This window comes from Delftia sp. Cs1-4, from assembly GCF_000214395.1.
GTDB classification, from domain to species: domain Bacteria; phylum Pseudomonadota; class Gammaproteobacteria; order Burkholderiales; family Burkholderiaceae_C; genus Comamonas; species Comamonas acidovorans.
Genome location: NC_015563.1, coordinates 4,512,896 through 4,530,906, shown reverse-complemented (window position 1 = coordinate 4,530,906; position 18,011 = coordinate 4,512,896). Strand labels below are relative to the sequence as shown.

At 67.8% G+C, this 18,011-nt stretch carries 14 protein-coding genes; 8 read left to right on the top strand and 6 right to left on the bottom strand.

The genetic code is table 11. The features are described from left to right. The first annotated feature begins 99 nt into the window (after positions 1–99). The 3 genes from ptsP to DELCS14_RS19790 are packed head-to-tail and all read left to right on the top strand — an operon-like array spanning position 100 to position 5,359. Positions 100–2,643, top strand: coding sequence for a phosphoenolpyruvate--protein phosphotransferase (ptsP, locus tag DELCS14_RS19800; protein WP_013803252.1), 2,544 nt, complete (start codon positions 100–102; stop codon positions 2,641–2,643). Continuing rightward, positions 2,640–3,605 carry a 1-phosphofructokinase family hexose kinase gene (locus DELCS14_RS19795; protein WP_013803251.1) on the top strand — a complete coding sequence of 322 codons (966 nt, stop codon included), beginning with the start codon at positions 2,640–2,642 and terminating at the stop codon, positions 3,603–3,605. Before ptsP ends, DELCS14_RS19795 begins: the two co-directional genes overlap by 4 nt. Before the next feature lie 23 nt (positions 3,606–3,628). Then, entirely contained in the window at positions 3,629–5,359 is a 1,731-nt protein-coding gene (locus DELCS14_RS19790; RefSeq protein ID WP_013803250.1) for a fructose-specific PTS transporter subunit EIIC, read from the top strand. A gap of 46 nt (positions 5,360–5,405) precedes the next feature. On the opposite strand, the gene proX is transcribed toward DELCS14_RS19790, so the two are convergent. From proX to DELCS14_RS19770, 4 genes are all read right to left on the bottom strand, one after another. Then, a complete protein-coding gene (proX, locus tag DELCS14_RS19785) occupies positions 5,406–6,452 on the bottom strand; it encodes a glycine betaine/L-proline ABC transporter substrate-binding protein ProX (protein WP_012204550.1) in 1,047 nt (348 codons plus the stop codon). Positions 6,453–6,562: 110 nt separating this feature from the next. Further along, the gene (gene proW / locus DELCS14_RS19780) at positions 6,563–7,753 is read right to left on the bottom strand and encodes a glycine betaine/L-proline ABC transporter permease ProW (RefSeq protein ID WP_013803249.1); all 1,191 of its coding nucleotides are present in this window, start codon (positions 7,751–7,753) and stop codon (positions 6,563–6,565) included. Then, a complete protein-coding gene (proV, locus tag DELCS14_RS19775) occupies positions 7,750–9,072 on the bottom strand; it encodes a glycine betaine/L-proline ABC transporter ATP-binding protein ProV (RefSeq protein ID WP_013803248.1) in 1,323 nt (440 codons plus the stop codon). Before proV ends, proW begins: the two co-directional genes overlap by 4 nt. Before the next feature lie 743 nt (positions 9,073–9,815). After that, positions 9,816–10,424, bottom strand: coding sequence for a TIGR00645 family protein (locus tag DELCS14_RS19770; protein ID WP_012204594.1), 609 nt, complete (start codon positions 10,422–10,424; stop codon positions 9,816–9,818). Positions 10,425–10,655: 231 nt separating this feature from the next. Between DELCS14_RS19770 and acs the strand changes: the two genes are divergently transcribed. Together acs and DELCS14_RS19760 are read left to right on the top strand one after the other, a co-directional pair. Beyond that, positions 10,656–12,656: an acetate--CoA ligase gene (acs, locus tag DELCS14_RS19765; RefSeq protein ID WP_013803247.1), complete on the top strand. Its 2,001-nt coding sequence runs from the start codon at positions 10,656–10,658 to the stop codon at positions 12,654–12,656. Between the two features lie 175 nt (positions 12,657–12,831). Next, positions 12,832–13,314: a hypothetical protein gene (locus tag DELCS14_RS19760; protein WP_013803246.1), complete on the top strand. Its 483-nt coding sequence runs from the start codon at positions 12,832–12,834 to the stop codon at positions 13,312–13,314. A 102-nt stretch (positions 13,315–13,416) separates the two neighbouring features. On the opposite strand, the gene DELCS14_RS19755 is transcribed toward DELCS14_RS19760, so the two are convergent. Then, positions 13,417–13,722 (bottom strand): c-type cytochrome, encoded by a 306-nt coding sequence (locus DELCS14_RS19755; protein ID WP_034398318.1) that lies wholly within the window; start codon positions 13,720–13,722, stop codon positions 13,417–13,419. Between the two features lie 106 nt (positions 13,723–13,828). Here DELCS14_RS19755 and DELCS14_RS19750 point away from each other — a divergent pair, with 106 nt between their 5' ends. After that, a complete protein-coding gene (locus DELCS14_RS19750; protein ID WP_013803244.1) occupies positions 13,829–14,077 on the top strand; it encodes a TIGR04438 family Trp-rich protein in 249 nt (82 codons plus the stop codon). Positions 14,078–14,266: 189 nt separating this feature from the next. Further along, positions 14,267–16,126, top strand: a complete 1,860-nt coding sequence (gene ilvD / locus DELCS14_RS19745; RefSeq protein WP_013803243.1) for a dihydroxy-acid dehydratase — start codon at positions 14,267–14,269, stop codon at positions 16,124–16,126. Positions 16,127–16,318: 192 nt separating this feature from the next. Here ilvD and bfr read toward each other — a convergent pair whose 3' ends face one another. Further along, positions 16,319–16,795 carry a bacterioferritin gene (bfr, locus tag DELCS14_RS19740; RefSeq protein ID WP_013803242.1) on the bottom strand — a complete coding sequence of 159 codons (477 nt, stop codon included), beginning with the start codon at positions 16,793–16,795 and terminating at the stop codon, positions 16,319–16,321. A gap of 264 nt (positions 16,796–17,059) precedes the next feature. Here bfr and DELCS14_RS19735 point away from each other — a divergent pair, with 264 nt between their 5' ends. Continuing rightward, on the top strand, positions 17,060–17,902 hold the full coding sequence (locus DELCS14_RS19735; protein WP_013803241.1) for a p-hydroxycinnamoyl CoA hydratase/lyase: 843 nt from the start codon (positions 17,060–17,062) through the stop codon (positions 17,900–17,902). Positions 17,903–18,011: the final 109 nt, after the last annotated feature.

Here is an 18,011-nt window from a genome sequence, read left to right as displayed (position 1 = left end):
GATAACTCCAAAGAAATGCCGAGTTATGGCCGGATTATGGCCGGGTTATGTTGCAGTGCAGATTGACTGATGGTTGGGAACGTTCCCACAATCCGCGCCATGATCAATGCCCATTCATCCCTCCCGGCGGTTGCACCCACCGCCCCTGCGGGCCTGCAGATCGCCGTGCGCCTGGACGCCAGGGTGCGCGACAAGGCCGACGCCATTGCCCAGGCGGCCCGGCTGCTCCAGGACCGTGGCTGCGTGGCCCCTGGCTATGCCACCGGCATGCAGGCGCGCGAGGCCCAGGCCGAAACCTTTCTGGGCCACGGCGTGGCCATTCCCCACGGCCGCGCCGAAGACCGGGCCCTGGTGCTGCGCGACGCGGTGGCCGTGCTCCAGGTGCGCGAGGGCCTGGATTGGAATGCCGGGCAGAACGTGCATCTGGTGGTGGCGGTGGCGGCACGCTCCGATGCCCACATCACCTTGCTGCGCCGCCTGGCCGGCCTGCTGCAGACACCGCGGCTGCAGGCGCTGTTCACCACGGGCGATGCGCAGCAGGTGATTGATGTGCTCCAGGGGCAGGCGGACCCGGCGCCGCCTGCCGCCCGCCCGGCGGCAGTGGATCTGGCCGAGGCGCGCGAATGGACCATTGCCTATCCCAACGGCCTGCACGCGCGGCCTGCCACGCGCTGGGCGGAGGCGGCGCGCGGCTTTGCCTCGCGCATCCAGGTGCGCCATGGCGACGAGGTGGCCGATGCGCGGCAGATGGCCAGCCTGCTGCAGCTGGGACTGCGCGAAGGCGACAAGGTCACCGTCTCGGCAGAGGGCCCCGATGCCAGGGCCGCGGTCCAGCGCCTGTGTGCCGTGGCCCAGGCCCTGGTGGCCCAGGAACGTGCCGATGCCGACGCCGCTGCGCGCAAGGCGGCCGAATCGCCCGCCACGGGCTGGCTGCCGCCGCTGGCGCGGCCTGCCTTTGTGGGCCTGGGCGCCAGCCCGGGGCTGGCCGTGGCGCGCATCCACCAGTGGCGTGTGGAGGCCGCCGAGACTCCCGACCTGCCTGAGCCGCTCAGCGTGGGCGGTGCGCGGCTGCATGCGGCGCTGGCCGAGACACAGGGCCAGCTGCGCGCCCTGCATGACGACACCCGCCGCCGCCTGGGCGAAGGCGATGCGGCCATCTTCAGCGCGCAGGCCGAGTGGCTGGGCGACACCGGACTCATCACGCGCGCCTGCCAGTTCATGGTCCAGGGCCACGGCGTGGCCTGGGCCTGGGACCAGGCCGTGGAGGAGGGCGCTGCCCGTCTCCAGGCGCTGGACAACCCTGCGCTGGCTGCGCGTGCCGCCGATCTGCGCGACGTGGGCCGGCGCGTGCTGTTGCAACTGCAGCCCTCGCTGGCAGCGGCGGGACCGGATGGCCTGCCCGACAGCGGTTGCATCCTGGTCGCGGCCGATCTTTCGCCCTCGGAAACCGCCCGGCTGGACACGGCGCGCGTGGCCGCGCTGGTCACGGCGCAGGGCAGTCCCACCTCGCACACGGCCATACTCGCGCGCACGCTGGGGCTGCCGGCCGCCGTGGCGGCAGGCGGCGGCGTGCTGGGCATGGCCGATGGGGCCCTGGCCATCGTCGATGGCGCCAATGGCCGCATCTACCTTGATCCCTCGGAGCAGGACCTGGCTTCGGCGCGTGCCCACATGGCCGAGCAGCGGGCGCTGCAGGAACGCGTGTCCGCGCAGCGCAGCCTGCCTGCCATCACCACCGATGGCGTGCGCATCGAAGTCTGCGCCAACGTCAACCTGCCCGAGCAGGTGCCGCTGGCCCTGTCCCAGGTCGCCGAGGGCGTGGGCCTGATGCGCACGGAATTCCTGTTCCTGGAGCGCGGCAGCACGCCCGGCGAGGACGAGCAGTACGAAACCTACCGCGCCATGGCGCAGGCGCTGGAGGGCCGGCCGCTGATCGTTCGCGCGCTGGACATCGGCGGCGACAAGCAGGTCGCCCACCTGGAGCTGCCGCGCGAGGACAACCCCTTCCTGGGCGTGCGCGGCGCGCGGCTGCTGCTGCGCCGCCCCGACCTGCTGGAGCCCCAGATGCGCGCCCTGTACCGGGCGGCCCGCGATGGCGCAAGACTGTCCGTGATGTTTCCCATGGTCACCAGCGTGCAGGAGCTGCTGGCGCTGCGCGCGGCCTGCGAACGGCTGCGTGCCGAACTGGACGCCCCGGTCCTGCCGCTGGGCATCATGATCGAGGTGCCCGCCGCCGCCGTGCAGGCCGACGCACTGGCCCGCCATGCGGACTTCTTCTCCATAGGCACCAACGACCTGACCCAGTACGTGCTGGCCATGGACCGCCAGAACCCGCAGCTGGCGGCCGAGGCCGACAGCCTGCATCCGGCCGTGCTGCGGATGGTGCGCGCCACCGTGCAGGGCGCTGCCACCCGCGCGCGCCCCGTGGGCGTCTGTGGCGGACTGGCCGGCGACCCGTTCGGTGCGCTGCTGCTGGCCGGGCTGGGGGTGGGCGAGCTGTCCATGACGCCCAACGACATCGCCGGTGTCAAGGCAGGCCTGCGCGCGGCCAGCCTGCGGCAGTTGCAGGCGCTCGCAGACAGGGCGCTCGGCTGCGAGGATGCCGCGCAGGTGCGGGCACTGGCCAAGGAGGTGACGGCATGAACGCCCCGCAAGCCATCACCGTGACCCTGAACCCGGCCATAGACCAGCTTGTGACCCTGGATGCGCTGCTGCCCGGCCAGGTGCAGCGCGCATTGGGCAGCGTGCAGGCGCCGGGCGGCAAGGGCATCAATGTTGCCGCCGCCTTGGCGGGCCTGGGCGTTTCCACGGCCGCGCTGGGCGTGCTGGGCAGTGACAACGCCGGCATGTTCGAGGCCTTGTTCGCCCAGCGCGGCATTGCCGACGCCTGCCTGCGCGTGCCGGGCCAGACGCGCACCAACATCAAGCTGGTGGCCGACAGCGGGCGCCAGACCACGGACATCAACCTGCCGGGCCTGGTGTTGACCGAAGCGCATCTGCACGCCGTCATGTCCACGCTGGCCCGGTATCTGCGGCCCGGCCTGGCCGTGGTGCTTTCGGGCAGCCTGCCGGCCGGCCTGCCTGCGGACAGCTGGGCCCGGCTCCAGGCCCAGGCCGTGGCCGCCGGTGCCGATGTGCTGCTGGACACCAGCGAGGCCCCCCTGGCCGCCGCCCTGGCGACGGCCCCCCATGCGGCCATGCCCTGGGCCATCAAGCCCAACCGGGAGGAGTTGCAGGCCGCCACAGGCCAGCGCCTGGACGGCCGCGACGCGCTGCTGGCCGCCGCGCGCAGCCTGCTGGACAGGGGGCTGGGGCTGGCCGTGGTGTCCATGGGCGAGGAGGGCGCGCTGTTTGCCAGCGCGCAAGGCGCGGTGATTGCGCGGCCGCCGCAGCGCGCGCGCGGCAGCTCCGTGGGCGCGGGCGATGCCATGGTCGCGGGCATGGTGGCCGCGCGGCTGCGCGGACTGGATCTGGCGGACACCGCACGCCTGTCCACGGCCAGCGCGCTGGCCTGGCTGCAGGCCGCGCCCGCGCGCGAAGTCGATGCCAACCGCGTCCAGGCCCTGGCCGCCAGCGTGCTGCTGGAGCCATGCCAGTGGCCGTGATCCCCCATTCTTCAGGAGCTCTCATGAACCCTCTTTTTGTGGTGATCGCAGCCGCCGGGCACGACGCCGAAGCGCTGCTGGCCGCCGAGGCCCTGCGCCATGCGGCCGGACAGCGTCCCTTGGCCGTGGAAGTGCGTGCCAGCGGCGGTGTGATCGGGCTGCATGCGGCCGATGCCGCCGCGCAGGCCGGGCAATTGCTGATCGTGGGGGATGCCGGCACCGATGACGATGCAGATACCGCCGCCGATGCCTCCCGCTTCGTGCAGGCCGCCGTCGAGCGCTGCAGCCTGCGCGAGGCGCTCGACGATCCGGCCGGCGTGCTTGCGCGCTGCGCTGCCGCCAGTCCCGCAGCAACGCGCACGGGCAAGCGGATCGTGGCTGTCACCTCCTGCCCCACTGGCATCGCCCATACCTTCATGGCGGCCGAGGGACTGCAGCGCGGCGCGGCGGCGCTGGGCCATGCCATGCGCGTGGAGACGCAAGGCTCGGTGGGCGCGCTCGATGCGCTGACGCCGCAGGAGATTGCCGAGGCCGACCTGGTCATCATCGCCGCCGACCGCGAGGTCGATCTTTCGCGCTTCGCGGGCAAGCCGCTGCTGCGCAGCGGCACCAAGCCGGCCATACGCGACGGCTCGGGGCTGATCACCCGGGCGCTGGCCGAAGCCACCGTGCATGGTGCCGCCGTAGGCGCTGCTGCAGGCGGCGCCGCGCCCACACCGGCCCGGACCCAGGGGGGCGGCGCCTATCGCCACCTGATGACCGGCGTGTCCTTCATGCTGCCCTTCGTCACGGCGGGCGGCATTCTGATCGCGATGGCCTTTGCGCTGGGCGGCATCTATGTCCATGACGATGCGCACCAGGGCACGCTGGGATGGACGCTGTTCCAGATCGGCGCCAAGGGCGGCTTTGCGCTGATGGTGCCGGCGCTGGCCGGCTATATCGCCTATTCCGTTGCCGACCGGCCCGGCATTGCGCCGGGCATGATCGGTGGGATGATCGCGTCCAGCATGGGCGCGGGGTTCATCGGCGGCATCGCGGCCGGCTTCATCGCCGGCTACGGCGTGGCCTTCATGGCGGCGCACATCCGGCTGCCGCAGGCGCTCAAGGGCTTGCTGCCCATGCTGATCCTGCCTGTGCTGGGAAGCCTGTTCACGGGGCTGCTGATGTTCTATCTGGTCGGTGCGCCCGTGGCCGAGCTGCTGCAGTGGCTGAGCGCCTGGCTGCGCGGCATGCAGGGTGCCAGCGCCTTGCTGCTGGGCCTGTTGCTGGGCGCGATGATGGCCTTTGACATGGGCGGGCCGGTGAACAAGGCCGCCTATGCGTTTTCCACGGGAATGATCGCGAGCCAGGTCTACACGCCCATGGCTGCAGCCATGATCGCCGGCATGACGCCGCCGCTTGGGCTGGCCCTGGCCACGCGCCTGTTTGCCGACCGCTTCACGCGCGAGGAGCGCGGCAGCGCCGCCTCGGCCGGCGTGCTGGGCCTGGCCTTTGTCACCGAGGGGGCCATTCCCTACGCGGCGCGCGATCCGCTGCGCACGATTCCGGCCCTGGTGCTGGGCTCGGCCGTGGCCGGCGCCGTGTCCATGCTGGCGGGTGTGGAGCTGAAGGTGCCGCATGGCGGCATCTTCGTCGCGCCCATTCCCAACGCCGTGACCCATGTGGCCATGTATGCGGTGGCGCTGGTGGCGGGCGTGGTGGTCACGGCCATCGCCCTGCGCATGTTCAAAAGGCCCGCCGAAGCGGGCCTTTGAAGCAGGAAGCCGGGGGAACGCCTGTAGCGGCTCCCCCCCGCAGCGTTCAGCGGGCTGCGGCGCGGGCCTGTTCCAGCCAGCCGTCGAAGGTCTTCTGGTGGGCCTTGATCCAGCCGTCCACATGGCGGTTGATGTCCGAGGGCTTGTTCTGGCCCTGGCTCATCATGTGGTTCTGCGCGCTGATGTCGCCCACGGGCAGCTGCATCAGCTCGAACAGCTTGCCGGCGTCGGGGTGCTTGTCGGTGAAGGCCTTGTTGGCCACGATCTGCTGCTTGTTCACCACGAAGCCGTAGTTCTTGCCGTTGGGCAGCTTGGTATCGAACTTGGCCTGCTCGCCGGGCAGCGAGGAGAACGGCACCTCCAGCCACACCACGTCCTTGCCGGGCTTGAGCACGTTGCTCACCCAGTAGGGCGTCCAGGTGTAGTAGAGGATGGGTTTGCCGGCCTTGTAGCGCGAGATGGTGTCGGCGATCAGCGCCGAGTACGTGCCCTGCTTGTGGGTCACGGTGTCGCGCAGCTTGTAGGCCGTCAGGTGGTGCTCGATCACGGCCTCGCAGCCCCAGCCCGGCGTGCAGCCGGTGAGGTCGGCCTTGCCGTCGCCGTCCGAGTCGAACAGCTTGGCGATCTTGGGGTCCTTCAATTGGCCGATATTGGTGATCTTGTATTCGTCGGCCGTCTTCTTGTCGATCAGGTAGCCCTGGGCGGCGTTGTCCGAGTAAACGCCCTTGCGGAACAGCTTGGCGTCGCCGCCCGCGTTCTTGTAGTAGTCGGCGTGCAGCGGGTTCCAGTGCGTGGCCAAGAAAGTGGCATCGCCATTGGCAATCGCCACGTGGGCCGTGGGGTACTCGACTTCCTGGAAGGGCTGCACGTCGTAGCCCAGCTTCTCCAGGGCCTTCATGACGATCAGGGTCTGGAAGCTTTCTTCGGCGATGGAGCTCTTGAGCGGCGACACCTTCACGCCCTTGCCGGGCTGGTCGCTGGCGGCCGATGCGCCTGCGCAGGCCAGTGCGATGCCGGCAGCCATCGTGGCGGTGCGCAGCCAGTGGCTGGCAGCGGCAGTTGGCAGTCGATTGTGGTTCAGGGCTTGGTTCATCCTCGGGTTCCTCCGTTGTGTGATGAAAGGGGAGTGGGCGGCCAGCGTGGCTGGCCGCTTTTCGGGAAGGCGGCGCGGCAGTGGGCCCATCCGCGCCGCAGTGAAGGCATTCAGCTGGTGCTGCCGCGATGGACCGGCTTGTTGCCGGCGCCCAGCAGGCGGGCAATGCAGCCGGCGGGGCCGCTGTGCCACCAGCGCGCACCGCCACGGGTCGTCTGCCCCATGGCCTGGGTGATGCGGTCCAGCACGATGGCCAGCAGCACGATGCCCAGTCCGCCCACGGTGGCCAGGCCCATGTCCAGGCGGCCAATGCCGCGCAGCACCATCTGGCCCAGGCCGCCCACGGCGATCATGGAGGCGATCACCACCATGGACAGCGACAGCATCAGCGCCTGGTTCACGCCCGCCATGATGGAGGGCATGGCCAGCGGCAGCTGCACCTTCCACAGCAACTGCCAGGGCGATGCGCCATAGGCGCGGCTGGCTTCGATCAGGTCGGGGCGCACCTGGCGGATGCCCAGGTTGGTCAGTCGGATCAGCGGCGGCAGCGCGAAGATGATGGTCACGATCACGCCGGGCACGTTGCCGATGCCGAACAGCATCACCACGGGCACCAGGTAGACGAAGGCCGGCGTGGTCTGCATGGCGTCGAGCAGCGGGCGTGTCCAGCGCTGCGCACGGTCGCTGGAGGCCAGCAAAATCCCCGCGGGCAGGCCGATGACCATGCAGAACACCAGCGAGGTCAGCACCAGGGACAGCGTCACCATGGCCTCGGGCCAGATGCCCAGCATGGCGACCACCACCAGCGAGACGGCTGCGCCAATGGCCATGGCGCGGCCCGCGAACTGCCAGGCCACCAGGGTCAGGATCAGGATCAGCAGCGGCCAGGGCAGCGCCAGCATGGCATCGGTGATGCCCGACAGCGTGCCGTCGATGGGCGTGCGCACGGCCTGGAAGAAGGGGCGGAAATGGTGGACCACCCATTCCAGGCCGCTGTTGATCCAGCCCTGCACGGGCAGGCCGTCGGTGGTCAATTGGTGCCAGAGGCTGGCATGGGCGTCGTCGGGAACGCCCGAGCCGGCCGAGGCGCCCAGCCAGTCACCGCCTGCGGCATCACCGCCGCTGGCGGCGCCCCAGGGATCGGCCGAGGCATCGGGTGCCGGCGTGGCGGCGGTGGCCCAGGGATCGGCGCTTGCAGAGGCTGCGGAATCGGTGGAAGCAGGGGCTGCGCTCGCATTGGCCCAGGGATCGGTGGCGGCAGCGGCGGTGTTCGGGTTCAGGCTGTTGGTTGCATCGCTCATGCGGCATCTCCTTGTCGTTGTTCGATCGGCTCCACGGTCGGCGCGACGGTGGGGGCGTTGGAGGCCGGGAAATGCGGGTTGAGCGTGACCGGCGGCACGATCTCCTGCGGCGGCGGCACGGGCGGCGTGTCGCGGTCCAGGAAGCGCAGCATGGTGGTGCGGCTGACCACGCCCATGAACTGGCCGTCGTCGCTGGTCACCGGCAGCGCGCAGGGCGCGGCGGCCACGGGGCCGAACAGCTCGGCCACCGGCGTGCCTGCAGACAGCGGCTCGACGTTGGGCAGGAAGGCGTGGCTCAGGCCCAGCATGCCCGGGCGGCCATGCAGTGCGTCGCGCAGCGACTGCGAGGACACCACGCCCAGGAAGCGGCGGCGCGCGTTGACCACATAGGCGTAGTCGCGGTCGGAGTCTTCCAGCAGGCGCTGGGCTGCGCGGCAGCCGCGGTCGCTGTGCTCGGACACCACGGTCAGCGCCTGGCGCGCGATGTCGCCGGCCTTGAAGACCGAGGCCGCGTCCACGCCACGCACGAAGCTGCGCACATAGTCGTCGGCAGGGCTGCGCAGGATCTCGTCGGGCGTGCCGACCTGGATCACCTGGCCGTCCTTCATGATGGCGATGCGGTCGCCGATGCGCATGGCCTCGTCCAGGTCATGCGAGATGAAGACGATGGTGCGGCGCTGGATCTGCTGCAGGCGCAGCAGCTCGGACTGCATCTCGGTGCGGATGATGGGGTCCAGGGCCGAGAAGGCCTCGTCCATCAGCAGGATGGACGGATCGGACGCCAGCGCCCGGGCCAGGCCCACGCGCTGCTGCATGCCGCCCGACAGCTCGTCGGGGTAGCTGGCGCCCCAGGCGCCCAGGCCCACCTGCTCCAGCGCGGCCTGGGCCTGCTTCTGACGCTCGGCCTTGTCGGCGCCGGCCAGCTCCAGGCCGAAGGCCGTGTTGTCCAGCACCGTCATGTGCGGCATCAGCGCAAAGGACTGGAACACCATGGAAATGTCCTTGCGGCGCAGCGCGCGCAGATCGCGCTCGCTCAGGGCATTGATGTCCTGGCCATCGACCACGATGCGCCCGGCCGTGGGCTCGATGAGGCGGTTGAGCATGCGCACCAGGGTGGACTTGCCCGAGCCCGACAGGCCCATGACGACGAAGATCTCGCCGGCCTCGATGGTGAAATTGGCGTCGAACACGCCGATGGACTGGCCCGTGCGCTCCAGGATCTCCTGTTTGCTCAGGCCCTGTTGGACGAGGTCGAGTGCGGTCTTGGGGTCGTCCCCGAACACCTTGAACACATGATCGATGATGATCTGCTTGGCCACTGTGGCGTTCTCCTTTTGGGTGAGATGGAACACAGTCCAGCGTCCTCGACAGGCGAAGACGCTGGCGCGCAAGCCAAAAATGAAGCCCTGATGCCGTTCGCTGCAGAGGACTGCCGTCCCCCGTTGCTGGGATTCAAACAGGTGCGAAAGCACCCGAGGCGGCTCGGATGGCACGCGAAGCGGTGCGCAAGAGCCAGAAGTCGAGAGCAGCCGGCGGCGAGGCGCGCGGTGTCTCAGTCGGGCATCGTGGCTGAAGATCAGCCAGCGCGATGCCCCACAACATCAGGACCGAGTTTCGGCCCGGTTGACGGGGTTGTGCCGGGAGCACAACGATCCGCCGGGGTGTATCGGCAGGCCGTGAAGACGGTGCCGATGACCTGCTTGGCAGGTTGTAAAGAAGCCGAAATTATATAAAACAGGTTTTACTGCGTCAAAACGCATGAGCCGAAGAAGGCCTGTTTTGGCCTGTTTCACGCCCTTGAGGACTGCAATCCAGCCGGGATTTGCTCACTTAATGAGAGCGGATGAGCCATTATTCACAAGGCATATGCTGTCATCGATGAATAAAATCGGTCAAGCGTCAGCTTGAGGAAAGCTTCAGGCCCGATCTGCGGCAAAAAGCGTGCCCGGCGCGCTGGCCGGCCGGGCGCCAGCAGGTGTCCGACCCGTTGCCTGCCGCCCGCCCATGAAAAAAGCCCCGCAGCGGCTGGCGCTGCGGGGCTTCGGTGCGGGATGCCGCCGGCTCAGTGGTTGCTGGCCGTGCTGTTGATCAGCTTGTCGGTATAGGCGATGGCCAGGGCGCTGGCCAGGAAGGTGACGTGGATGATGGTCTGCCACATCAGCACCTTGACGTCGTAGCTGCCTGCGTTGATGAAGGTCTTGAGCAGGTGGATGGAGCTGATGCCGATGATGGACAGGGCCAGCTTGACCTTGAGGATGGAGGCGTTCACGTGGCCCAGCCACTCGGGCTGGTCGGGGTGGCTGTCCAGGCCCAGGCGGCTGACGAAGGTTTCGTAGCCGCCCACGATGACCATGATCAGCAGGTTGGAGATCATCACCACGTCGATCAGCGCCAGGACCACCAGCATGATGATGGTTTCGTTGAGCGCTCCGATGGGCGCATCATGCTTGTAGCCGATGCTGGTGATCAGGGCCTGCAGCGCCTCCTGGTTGCCGAAGGCGGCCTCGATCAGGTGCCACAACTCGAGCAGGAAGTGCCAGACGTAGACGCCCTGGGCGGCGATCAGGCCCAGGTACAGCGGCAGCTGCAGCCAGCGGCTGGCGAAGATCAGGGAAGGCAGGGGACGCAGGGGGGAGCCGGGGGCTCGATTGGAGTTTTGCTGGCGGGCCATGGTGGTCGGTCGCGCTTGTCTGGTGTGGGAGCGTGGATGGGAGGGGACAATGGCCGTGGAAAACGGGCGCGCGATTTTAGCGGCGAAACAGGCCATTGCCAGTGGCAGCCGGGAACTGCGGGGAATCCCCAGGTAGACGCGCCCAAGGGGGTTTCAGTCAGTGGCATGTAAGACCGGCCCCCGACAGTCACACCACAATTTTTATTTGGCCAGCCCAGGAGACAAGCAAGCATGAGCACCGCAACAGCATCCCCCATTGAATCGGTACTGGTGGAGAACCGGGTCTTCCCGCCGCCGGCAGACTTCGCCGCCAAGGCCCGCATCTCCGGCATGGAGCAGTACAAGGCGCTGTGCGCCGAGGCAGAGAACGACTACCAGGGCTTCTGGGCCCGCCTGGCGCGCGAGAACGTGGTCTGGTCCAAGCCCTTCACCCAGGTGCTGGACGACAGCAATCCCCCGTTCTTCCGCTGGTTCGCCGACGGTGAACTCAACGCCAGCGCCAACTGCCTGGACAAGCACATGGGCACGGACGTCGAGCACAAGACGGCCATCATCTTCGAGGCCGATGGCGGCGAGGTCACCAAGGTCAGCTACCGCGAACTGCTGGAGCGCGTCTCGCAGTTCGCCAACGCGCTCAAGGCGCAGGGCGTGCAAAAGGGCGACCGTGTCCTGATCTACATGCCCATGACCATCGAGGGCGTGATCGCCATGCAGGCCTGCGCGCGCATCGGCGCCACGCACAGCGTGGTGTTCGGCGGCTTCTCGGCCAAGGCGGTGCAGGAGCGCATCGTGGACGTGGGCGCCGTGGCCGTGATCACCGCCAACTACCAGATGCGCGGCGGCAAGGAGCTGCCGCTCAAGGCCATCGTGGACGATGCGCTGGCGCTGGGCGGCTGCGAGGCCGTGCGCCATGTCTTCGTCTACGAGCGCACGGCCACGGCCTGTGCCATGACGGCAGGCCGCGACAAGACCTTCGGCGAGATCCTGGCCGGCCAGAGCACCGAGTGCGCGCCCGTGGCCGTGGATTCCGAGCACCCGCTGTTCATCCTCTACACCAGCGGCTCCACGGGCAAGCCCAAGGGCGTGCAGCACTGCACGGGCGGCTATGTGCTGTGGGCCAAGCAGACCATGGAGTGGACCTTCGACCTCAAGCCCAGCGACGTATTCTGGTGCACGGCCGACATCGGCTGGATCACCGGCCACACCTACGTGGCCTACGGCCCGCTGGCCGCTGGCGCCACGCAGATCGTGTTCGAGGGCGTGCCCACCTTCCCCAACGCGGGCCGCTTCTGGCAGATGATCGAGCGCCACGGCTGCACCATCTTCTACACGGCGCCCACGGCCATCCGCTCGCTGATCAAGGCCGCCGACGGCGATGCCGCCGTGCATCCGAAGAACTCGGACCTGTCCAGCCTGCGCCTGCTGGGCAGCGTGGGAGAGCCCATCAATCCCGAGGCCTGGATGTGGTACCACCGCAATGTGGGCGGCGAGCGCTGCCCCATCGTGGACACCTTCTGGCAGACCGAGAACGGCGGCCACGTGATCGCTCCCATGCCGGGCGCCACGCCGCTGGTGCCGGGTTCGTGCACGCTGCCGCTGCCGGGCATCATGGCTGCCATCGTCGACGAGACCGGCCATGAACTGCCCAACGGCGCAGGCGGCCTGCTGGTGGTCACCAAGCCCTGGCCCAGCATGATCCGCACCATCTGGGGCGACCCCGAGCGCTTCAAGAAGAGCTACTTCCCGGCCGAGCTGGGCGGGCAGACCTACCTGGCCGGCGACGGCGCCGTGCGCAGCGAGGACCGTGGCTACTTCCGCATCACGGGCCGCATCGACGATGTGCTCAATGTCTCGGGCCACCGCATGGGAACGATGGAGATCGAGTCGGCCCTGGTGTCCAAGACCGACCTGGTGGCCGAAGCCGCCGTGGTGGGCCGCCCCGATGACCTGACGGGCGAGGCCATCTGCGCATTCGTGGTGCTCAAGCGCTCGCGTCCCACGGGCGAGGAGGCCAAGCAGATCGCCAAGGAGCTGCGCGACTGGGTGGCCAAGGAAATCGGCCCCATCGCCAAGCCCAAGGACATCCGCTTTGGCGACAACCTGCCCAAGACGCGCAGCGGCAAGATCATGCGCCGCCTGCTGCGCTCGATTGCCAAGGGCGAGGCCATCACCCAGGACACGAGCACGCTGGAGAACCCGGCCATCCTCGACCAGTTGGCCGAGACGAACTGAGGGCGGACACGCCCGCCATGAAGAACCGGAGCACAGGCTCCGGTTTTTTCTTGGCTGGACTGCGGGCGGCGCGCTGTCTTGCAGTCCTATTTTGTGTGGGCCGACAGCTCAGGCATGATGGTTGCAGTACAACCGAAGCTGTTGTTTTCACCACTGCCGAGGGAGGCGTTGCACCATGAATCTGAGAACCCTGTCGCTGCTGATCACCGTGGCCCTGATTGCGCTGCTGGCGGCATTCAACTGGAACACGCTGGCCGCGCCTTCCGTCGTGTCGCTGGGCGTGACCGAAGTCCAGGCGCCGCTGGGCGTGCTGATGCTGGCGCTGACCTGCCTGCTGGGCGTGTTCTTCGTCGCCTATGTGCTGTGGCTGCAGGGCTCGGTACTGATGGAGGCGCGCCGCCACGCCAAGGAAATGCAGGCCCAGCGGGACCTGGCCGACAAGGCCGAGGCCTCGCGTTTCACCGAACTGCGCACCGTGCTGGAAGACCTGCATGCGCGTGACAAGGAAGTGCTGATGGCGCGGCTGGACGGGCTGGAGGCGCACCTGGTGCAGCGTGCCCAGGAGTCGGACAACAGCACGGCCGCCTATGTGGGGCAGCTGGAGCAGCAGGTTCGCCTGTACCAGCAGCCCGGCGCAGGCGCTCCGGACTACAGGTAGGCGGCCCGCGCCCGGATTCACGGGAGGACCATGAAAAAAACCGCGCGACTTGCGTTGCGCGGTTTTTTCGTTGCGGGCCCCGAGGCGGGAGGCCGGCGGAACTTACTTCAGCGACAGCACCCAGGCGGCCAGCTTCTTGGCGTCGGCATCGTTGACCTGGGGGTTGGCGGGCATGGGAACCGGGCCCCAGACGCCGCTGCCGCCCTTCATGATCTTGGCAGCCAGCTTGTCCACCGCGTCCTTCTGGCCTGCGTACTTGGAGGCCACATCCTTGTAGGACGGGCCCACCAGCTTCTTGTCCACGGCGTGGCAGGCCATGCAGTTCTTGGAGGCGGCAAGAGCCTGGTCGGCCATGGCGGGAGCCACGGTGACGACGGTCAAGGCCAATGCGATCAATGTCTGCTTCATCATGAGTTCCTGGGGGTTGTCGGGAATAATTATGCGAAACATTGTAGTGGGCGCGCATGCCTGATGCGTTACCTCGTGTGAAGCACCGTCTGGTGAAGGAGAAGTTATGTATCTGTTGGGAATCGCGGTCCTGCTCACCCTGCTGAAGTTGGCCGATATCGAGCCTGTGGCCTCCTGGTCCTGGTACGTCATCCTGGGCGCCTATGGCGTGACGGCAGCCTGGTGGGCCTGGGCCGACACCTCTGGCTACACCAAGCGGCGCGCGGCCGACAAGATCGAGCAGCGGCGCTTGAAGCGCATCGAAAAGAACAAGGAAGCCATGGGCACGGGCACGCGCTCGCGTTCGCGCCGCTGAGGGGCCTTGAACGGCGGCGCAGGCTTCGCCGCAGGCGATGCCTGGGGTCTGCAAAGGGGCGGCCCATGCCGGCCGGGGCATTCCTGTGGCCCAGCGGTGCGGCGGGCGCTGCGCCATAATCTTCGCCCAGACCCTGGCCTTCCCCACAGGACCAGGGATGGACCGAGACGACAGACAACTGGATTCCCCATGCCCGCATACCGTTCCAAGACTTCCACCGGCGGCCGCAACATGGCCGGTGCGCGCGCCCTGTGGCGTGCCACCGGCATGAAGGATGGCGACTTCGACAAGCCCATCATCGCCATCGCCAACTCCTTCACGCAGTTCGTTCCGGGCCACGTCCACCTCAAGGACCTGGGCCAGCTGGTGGCGCGCGAGATCGAGGCCGCAGGCGGCGTGGCCAAGGAATTCAACACCATTGCCGTGGACGACGGCATCGCCATGGGCCACGACGGCATGCTGTATTCGCTGCCCAGCCGCGACATCATCGCGGACTCGGTGGAGTACATGGTCAACGCCCACTGCGCCGACGCGCTGGTGTGCATCTCCAACTGCGACAAGATCACCCCCGGCATGCTGATGGCCGCCATGCGGCTGAACATTCCGGTGATCTTCGTCTCCGGCGGCCCCATGGAGGCGGGCAAGACCAAGCTGGCCAATCCCAACACGCACAAGCTGGAGTTCAAGAAGCTGGACCTGGTCGATGCCATGGTGATCGCGGCCGACTCCAACTACACCGACGAGCAGGTCGCCCAGGTCGAGCGCTCGGCCTGCCCGACCTGCGGTTCCTGCTCGGGCATGTTCACCGCCAACTCCATGAACTGCCTGACCGAGGCGCTGGGCCTGTCCCTGCCCGGCAACGGCACGGTGCTGGCCACGCATGCCGACCGCGAGGAACTGTTCAAGCGCGCCGGCCGCCGCATCGTCGAACTGGCCCGCGAGTACTACGAGCAGGAAGACGCCTCCGTGCTGCCGCGCTCCGTGGGCTTCAAGGCCTTCGAGAACGCAATGACGCTGGACATCGCCATGGGCGGCTCCACCAACACCATCCTGCACCTGCTGGCCATTGCCCGTGAAGCCGAGATCGACTTCACCATGGCCGACATCGACCGCCTCTCGCGCTCCGTGCCCCAGCTGTGCAAGGTGGCGCCAAACACGCAGAAATACCACATCGAGGATGTGCACCGCGCCGGCGGCATCTTCGCCATCCTCGGCGAGCTGGCCCGCGCCGGCAAGCTGCACACCGACGTGCCCACCGTGCACGCCAAGACCCTGGGCGAAGGCCTGGCGCAGTGGGACATCACCACCACCCAGGACGAGGCCGTCAGGCACTTCTACCTGGCAGGCCCGGCCGGCATTCCCACCCAGGTGGCCTTCAGCCAGAACACGCGCTGGCCCAGCCTGGACCTGGACCGTGCAGAAGGCTGCATCCGCTCCTACGAGCACGCCTTCTCCAAGGAAGGCGGCCTGGCCGTGCTGACGGGCAACATCGCCCTGGACGGCTGCGTGGTCAAGTCGGCCGGCGTGGACGAAAGCATTCACGTGTTCGAAGGCACGGCCCACGTGACCGAGTCGCAGGACGAGGCCGTGCAGAACATTCTGGACGACAAGGTCAAGGCCGGCGACATCGTCGTCGTGCGCTATGAAGGTCCCAAGGGCGGCCCCGGCATGCAGGAAATGCTCTACCCGACCAGCTACATCAAGTCCAAGGGCCTGGGCAAGGAGTGCGCACTGCTGACCGACGGACGCTTCTCGGGCGGCACCTCGGGCCTGTCCATCGGCCACTGCTCGCCGGAAGCTGCCGCTGGCGGCGCCATCGGCCTGGTGCGCAACGGCGACCGCATCCGCATCGACATTCCCAACCGCAGCATCAACGTGCTGGTCTCCGACGAGGAGCTGGCCCGCCGCCGTGCCGAGCAGGATGCCAAGGGCTGGAAGCCCGCCGAGCCGCGCCCGCGCAAGGTCTCGGCCGCGCTCAAGGCCTATGCCAAGCTGGTGATGTCGGCCGACAAGGGCGCCGTGCGCGACCTGTCCCTGCTGGACGACTGACACCGGGCAGCACCGCCGCCCGGCGGTGCGCACCCGATGAAAATGAAAAGGGATGGAAGGCCTTGCGGCTTTCCATCCCTTTTTCTTTTCTCTTCTTTCAGGCCCTTGAGGGCTCTTGTTTCATCGCGGGGCGACCGGCTTGCCGTTTCATCGTGGCTGCCGGTTTGCTTTTCATCGTGGGGCGACTTGTCTTCAGGCCGGCTCGCCCATCTTGCTTTGCAGGTAGTTGGGCAGGCCTATTTTTTCAATCAGGCCCAGTTGCTTCTCCAGCCAGTAGGCGTGGTCTTCCTCGGTATCGCGCAGCTGTGCCAGCAGCAGGTCGCGGCTGTTGAAGTCGCTGTGGCGCTCGCACAGGGCCATGGCCGAGCGCAGGCTGTCACGCACGCGGTATTCGGTGGCCAGGTCCTTGCGCAGCATCTCTTCGACGGTCTCGCCGGGCGTGAATTCGTGCGGGCGCATGTCGGGGCGGCCGCCCAGGAACAGGATGCGGCGCAGGATGGCGTCGGCGTGCTGGGTTTCCTCTTCCATCTCATGGCCGATGCGCTCGAACAGGCGCAGCAGGCCCTGGTCTTCGTACTGGCGCGAGTGGATGAAGTACTGGTCGCGCGCGGCAAGCTCGCCGCGCAGCAACTCTATGAGGCATTCGATGACTTCTGGTTGGCCTTGCATGTTCTTCTTCTCCTGACTGTGTGAACGCCGCAAGTATCGCGTGAACCGGCCCTTGGGCCAAAGCGCGCGCTGCAATTCCCCGTGGACGGCGCATTGCATGCATGCGCGACGCAGAAGCATTCGCATCGCGGCAGGCTGGCGGGGGGGAGGGGGCTAGGGTAAACGCTGTATTGCGGGCTTCAATAATAGTTATTTATCATAACGATTATGGAGCCGAAGCATCGGTGTCCAAAACCCCATTTCCCCTTTGCACAAGGAAGCGCAATGAGCACCGAACGTACCGAAGAACAGACCGTGTCCTGCACCGTCACAGGCCGCGTGGCCTGGGTGAAATTCAACCGCCCCGAAAAGCGCAACGCCATGAGCCCCCAGCTCAACCGCCAGATGATGCGTGTGCTCGACGACCTGGAGTTCCGTGACGACGTGGGCGTGGTCGTGCTTGCAGGCGAAGGCACGGCCTGGACGGCCGGCATGGACCTGAAGGAGTACTTCCGCGAGACCGAGGCCACCGGCCTGGCCGGCACCCGCAAGGCCCAGCGCGAGAGCTATGGCTGGTGGCGCCGCCTGCGCTGGTTCCAGAAGCCGACCATTGCCATGGTCAACGGCTGGTGCTTCGGCGGCGGCTACGGCCCCCTGTTCGCCTGCGACCTGGCCTTTGCCTCGGATGACGCCAAGTTCGGCCTGTCCGAAATCAACTGGGGCATCCTGCCCGGTGGCGGCGCCTCCAAGGTGGCGGTGGAGCTGCTGTCCTTTCGCCGTGCCATGTACCACGCCATGCTGGGCGAGAACATCGACGGCCGCACGGCCGCCGAGTGGGGCCTGGTCAACGAGTCGCTGCCGGCCGATCGCCTGCAGGCCCGCGTCACCGAAGTGGCCGAGGCCCTGCTGCAGAAGAACCCCAGCGCCCTGAAGGCCACCAAGGACGCCATCCGCCGCGTGCGCGACATGAGCTACGACAACGCCGAGGACTACCTGGTGCGCGCCCAGGAAGCCGCCAACAGCTACGACAACGAAGGCCGCAAGGAAGGCATGCGCCAGTTCCTGGACGACAAGACCTACAAGCCTGGCCTGGGCACCTACGACTTGAGCAAGCAAGTCACCCCCTGAGGCGCTTCGCGCCTTCCCCCTCTCTAACTCGCTTCGCGAGGGAGGGGGACGACACCCTCAGTGCGGGGCGGCCCTTCCTCGGTGTCCCTCGCTTGGGCAGCGTCCACCA

Bases quoted from the DNA above. Each gene is read 5' to 3' on its own strand.
- ptsP (WP_013803252.1), top strand. From the start codon at position 100: ATGATCAATGCCCATTCATCCCTCCCGGCGGTTGCACCCACCGCCCCT.
- DELCS14_RS19795 (WP_013803251.1), top strand. From the start codon at position 2,640: ATGAACGCCCCGCAAGCCATCACCGTGACCCTGAACCCGGCCATAGAC.
- DELCS14_RS19790 (WP_013803250.1), top strand. From the start codon at position 3,629: ATGAACCCTCTTTTTGTGGTGATCGCAGCCGCCGGGCACGACGCCGAA.
- proX (WP_012204550.1), bottom strand. From the start codon at position 6,452: ATGAACCAAGCCCTGAACCACAATCGACTGCCAACTGCCGCTGCCAGC.
- proW (WP_013803249.1), bottom strand. From the start codon at position 7,753: ATGAGCGATGCAACCAACAGCCTGAACCCGAACACCGCCGCTGCCGCC.
- DELCS14_RS19770 (WP_012204594.1), bottom strand. From the start codon at position 10,424: ATGGCCCGCCAGCAAAACTCCAATCGAGCCCCCGGCTCCCCCCTGCGT.
- acs (WP_013803247.1), top strand. From the start codon at position 10,656: ATGAGCACCGCAACAGCATCCCCCATTGAATCGGTACTGGTGGAGAAC.
- DELCS14_RS19760 (WP_013803246.1), top strand. From the start codon at position 12,832: ATGAATCTGAGAACCCTGTCGCTGCTGATCACCGTGGCCCTGATTGCG.
- DELCS14_RS19755 (WP_034398318.1), bottom strand. From the start codon at position 13,722: ATGAAGCAGACATTGATCGCATTGGCCTTGACCGTCGTCACCGTGGCT.
- DELCS14_RS19750 (WP_013803244.1), top strand. From the start codon at position 13,829: ATGTATCTGTTGGGAATCGCGGTCCTGCTCACCCTGCTGAAGTTGGCC.
- ilvD (WP_013803243.1), top strand. From the start codon at position 14,267: ATGCCCGCATACCGTTCCAAGACTTCCACCGGCGGCCGCAACATGGCC.
- bfr (WP_013803242.1), bottom strand. From the start codon at position 16,795: ATGCAAGGCCAACCAGAAGTCATCGAATGCCTCATAGAGTTGCTGCGC.
- DELCS14_RS19735 (WP_013803241.1), top strand. From the start codon at position 17,060: ATGAGCACCGAACGTACCGAAGAACAGACCGTGTCCTGCACCGTCACA.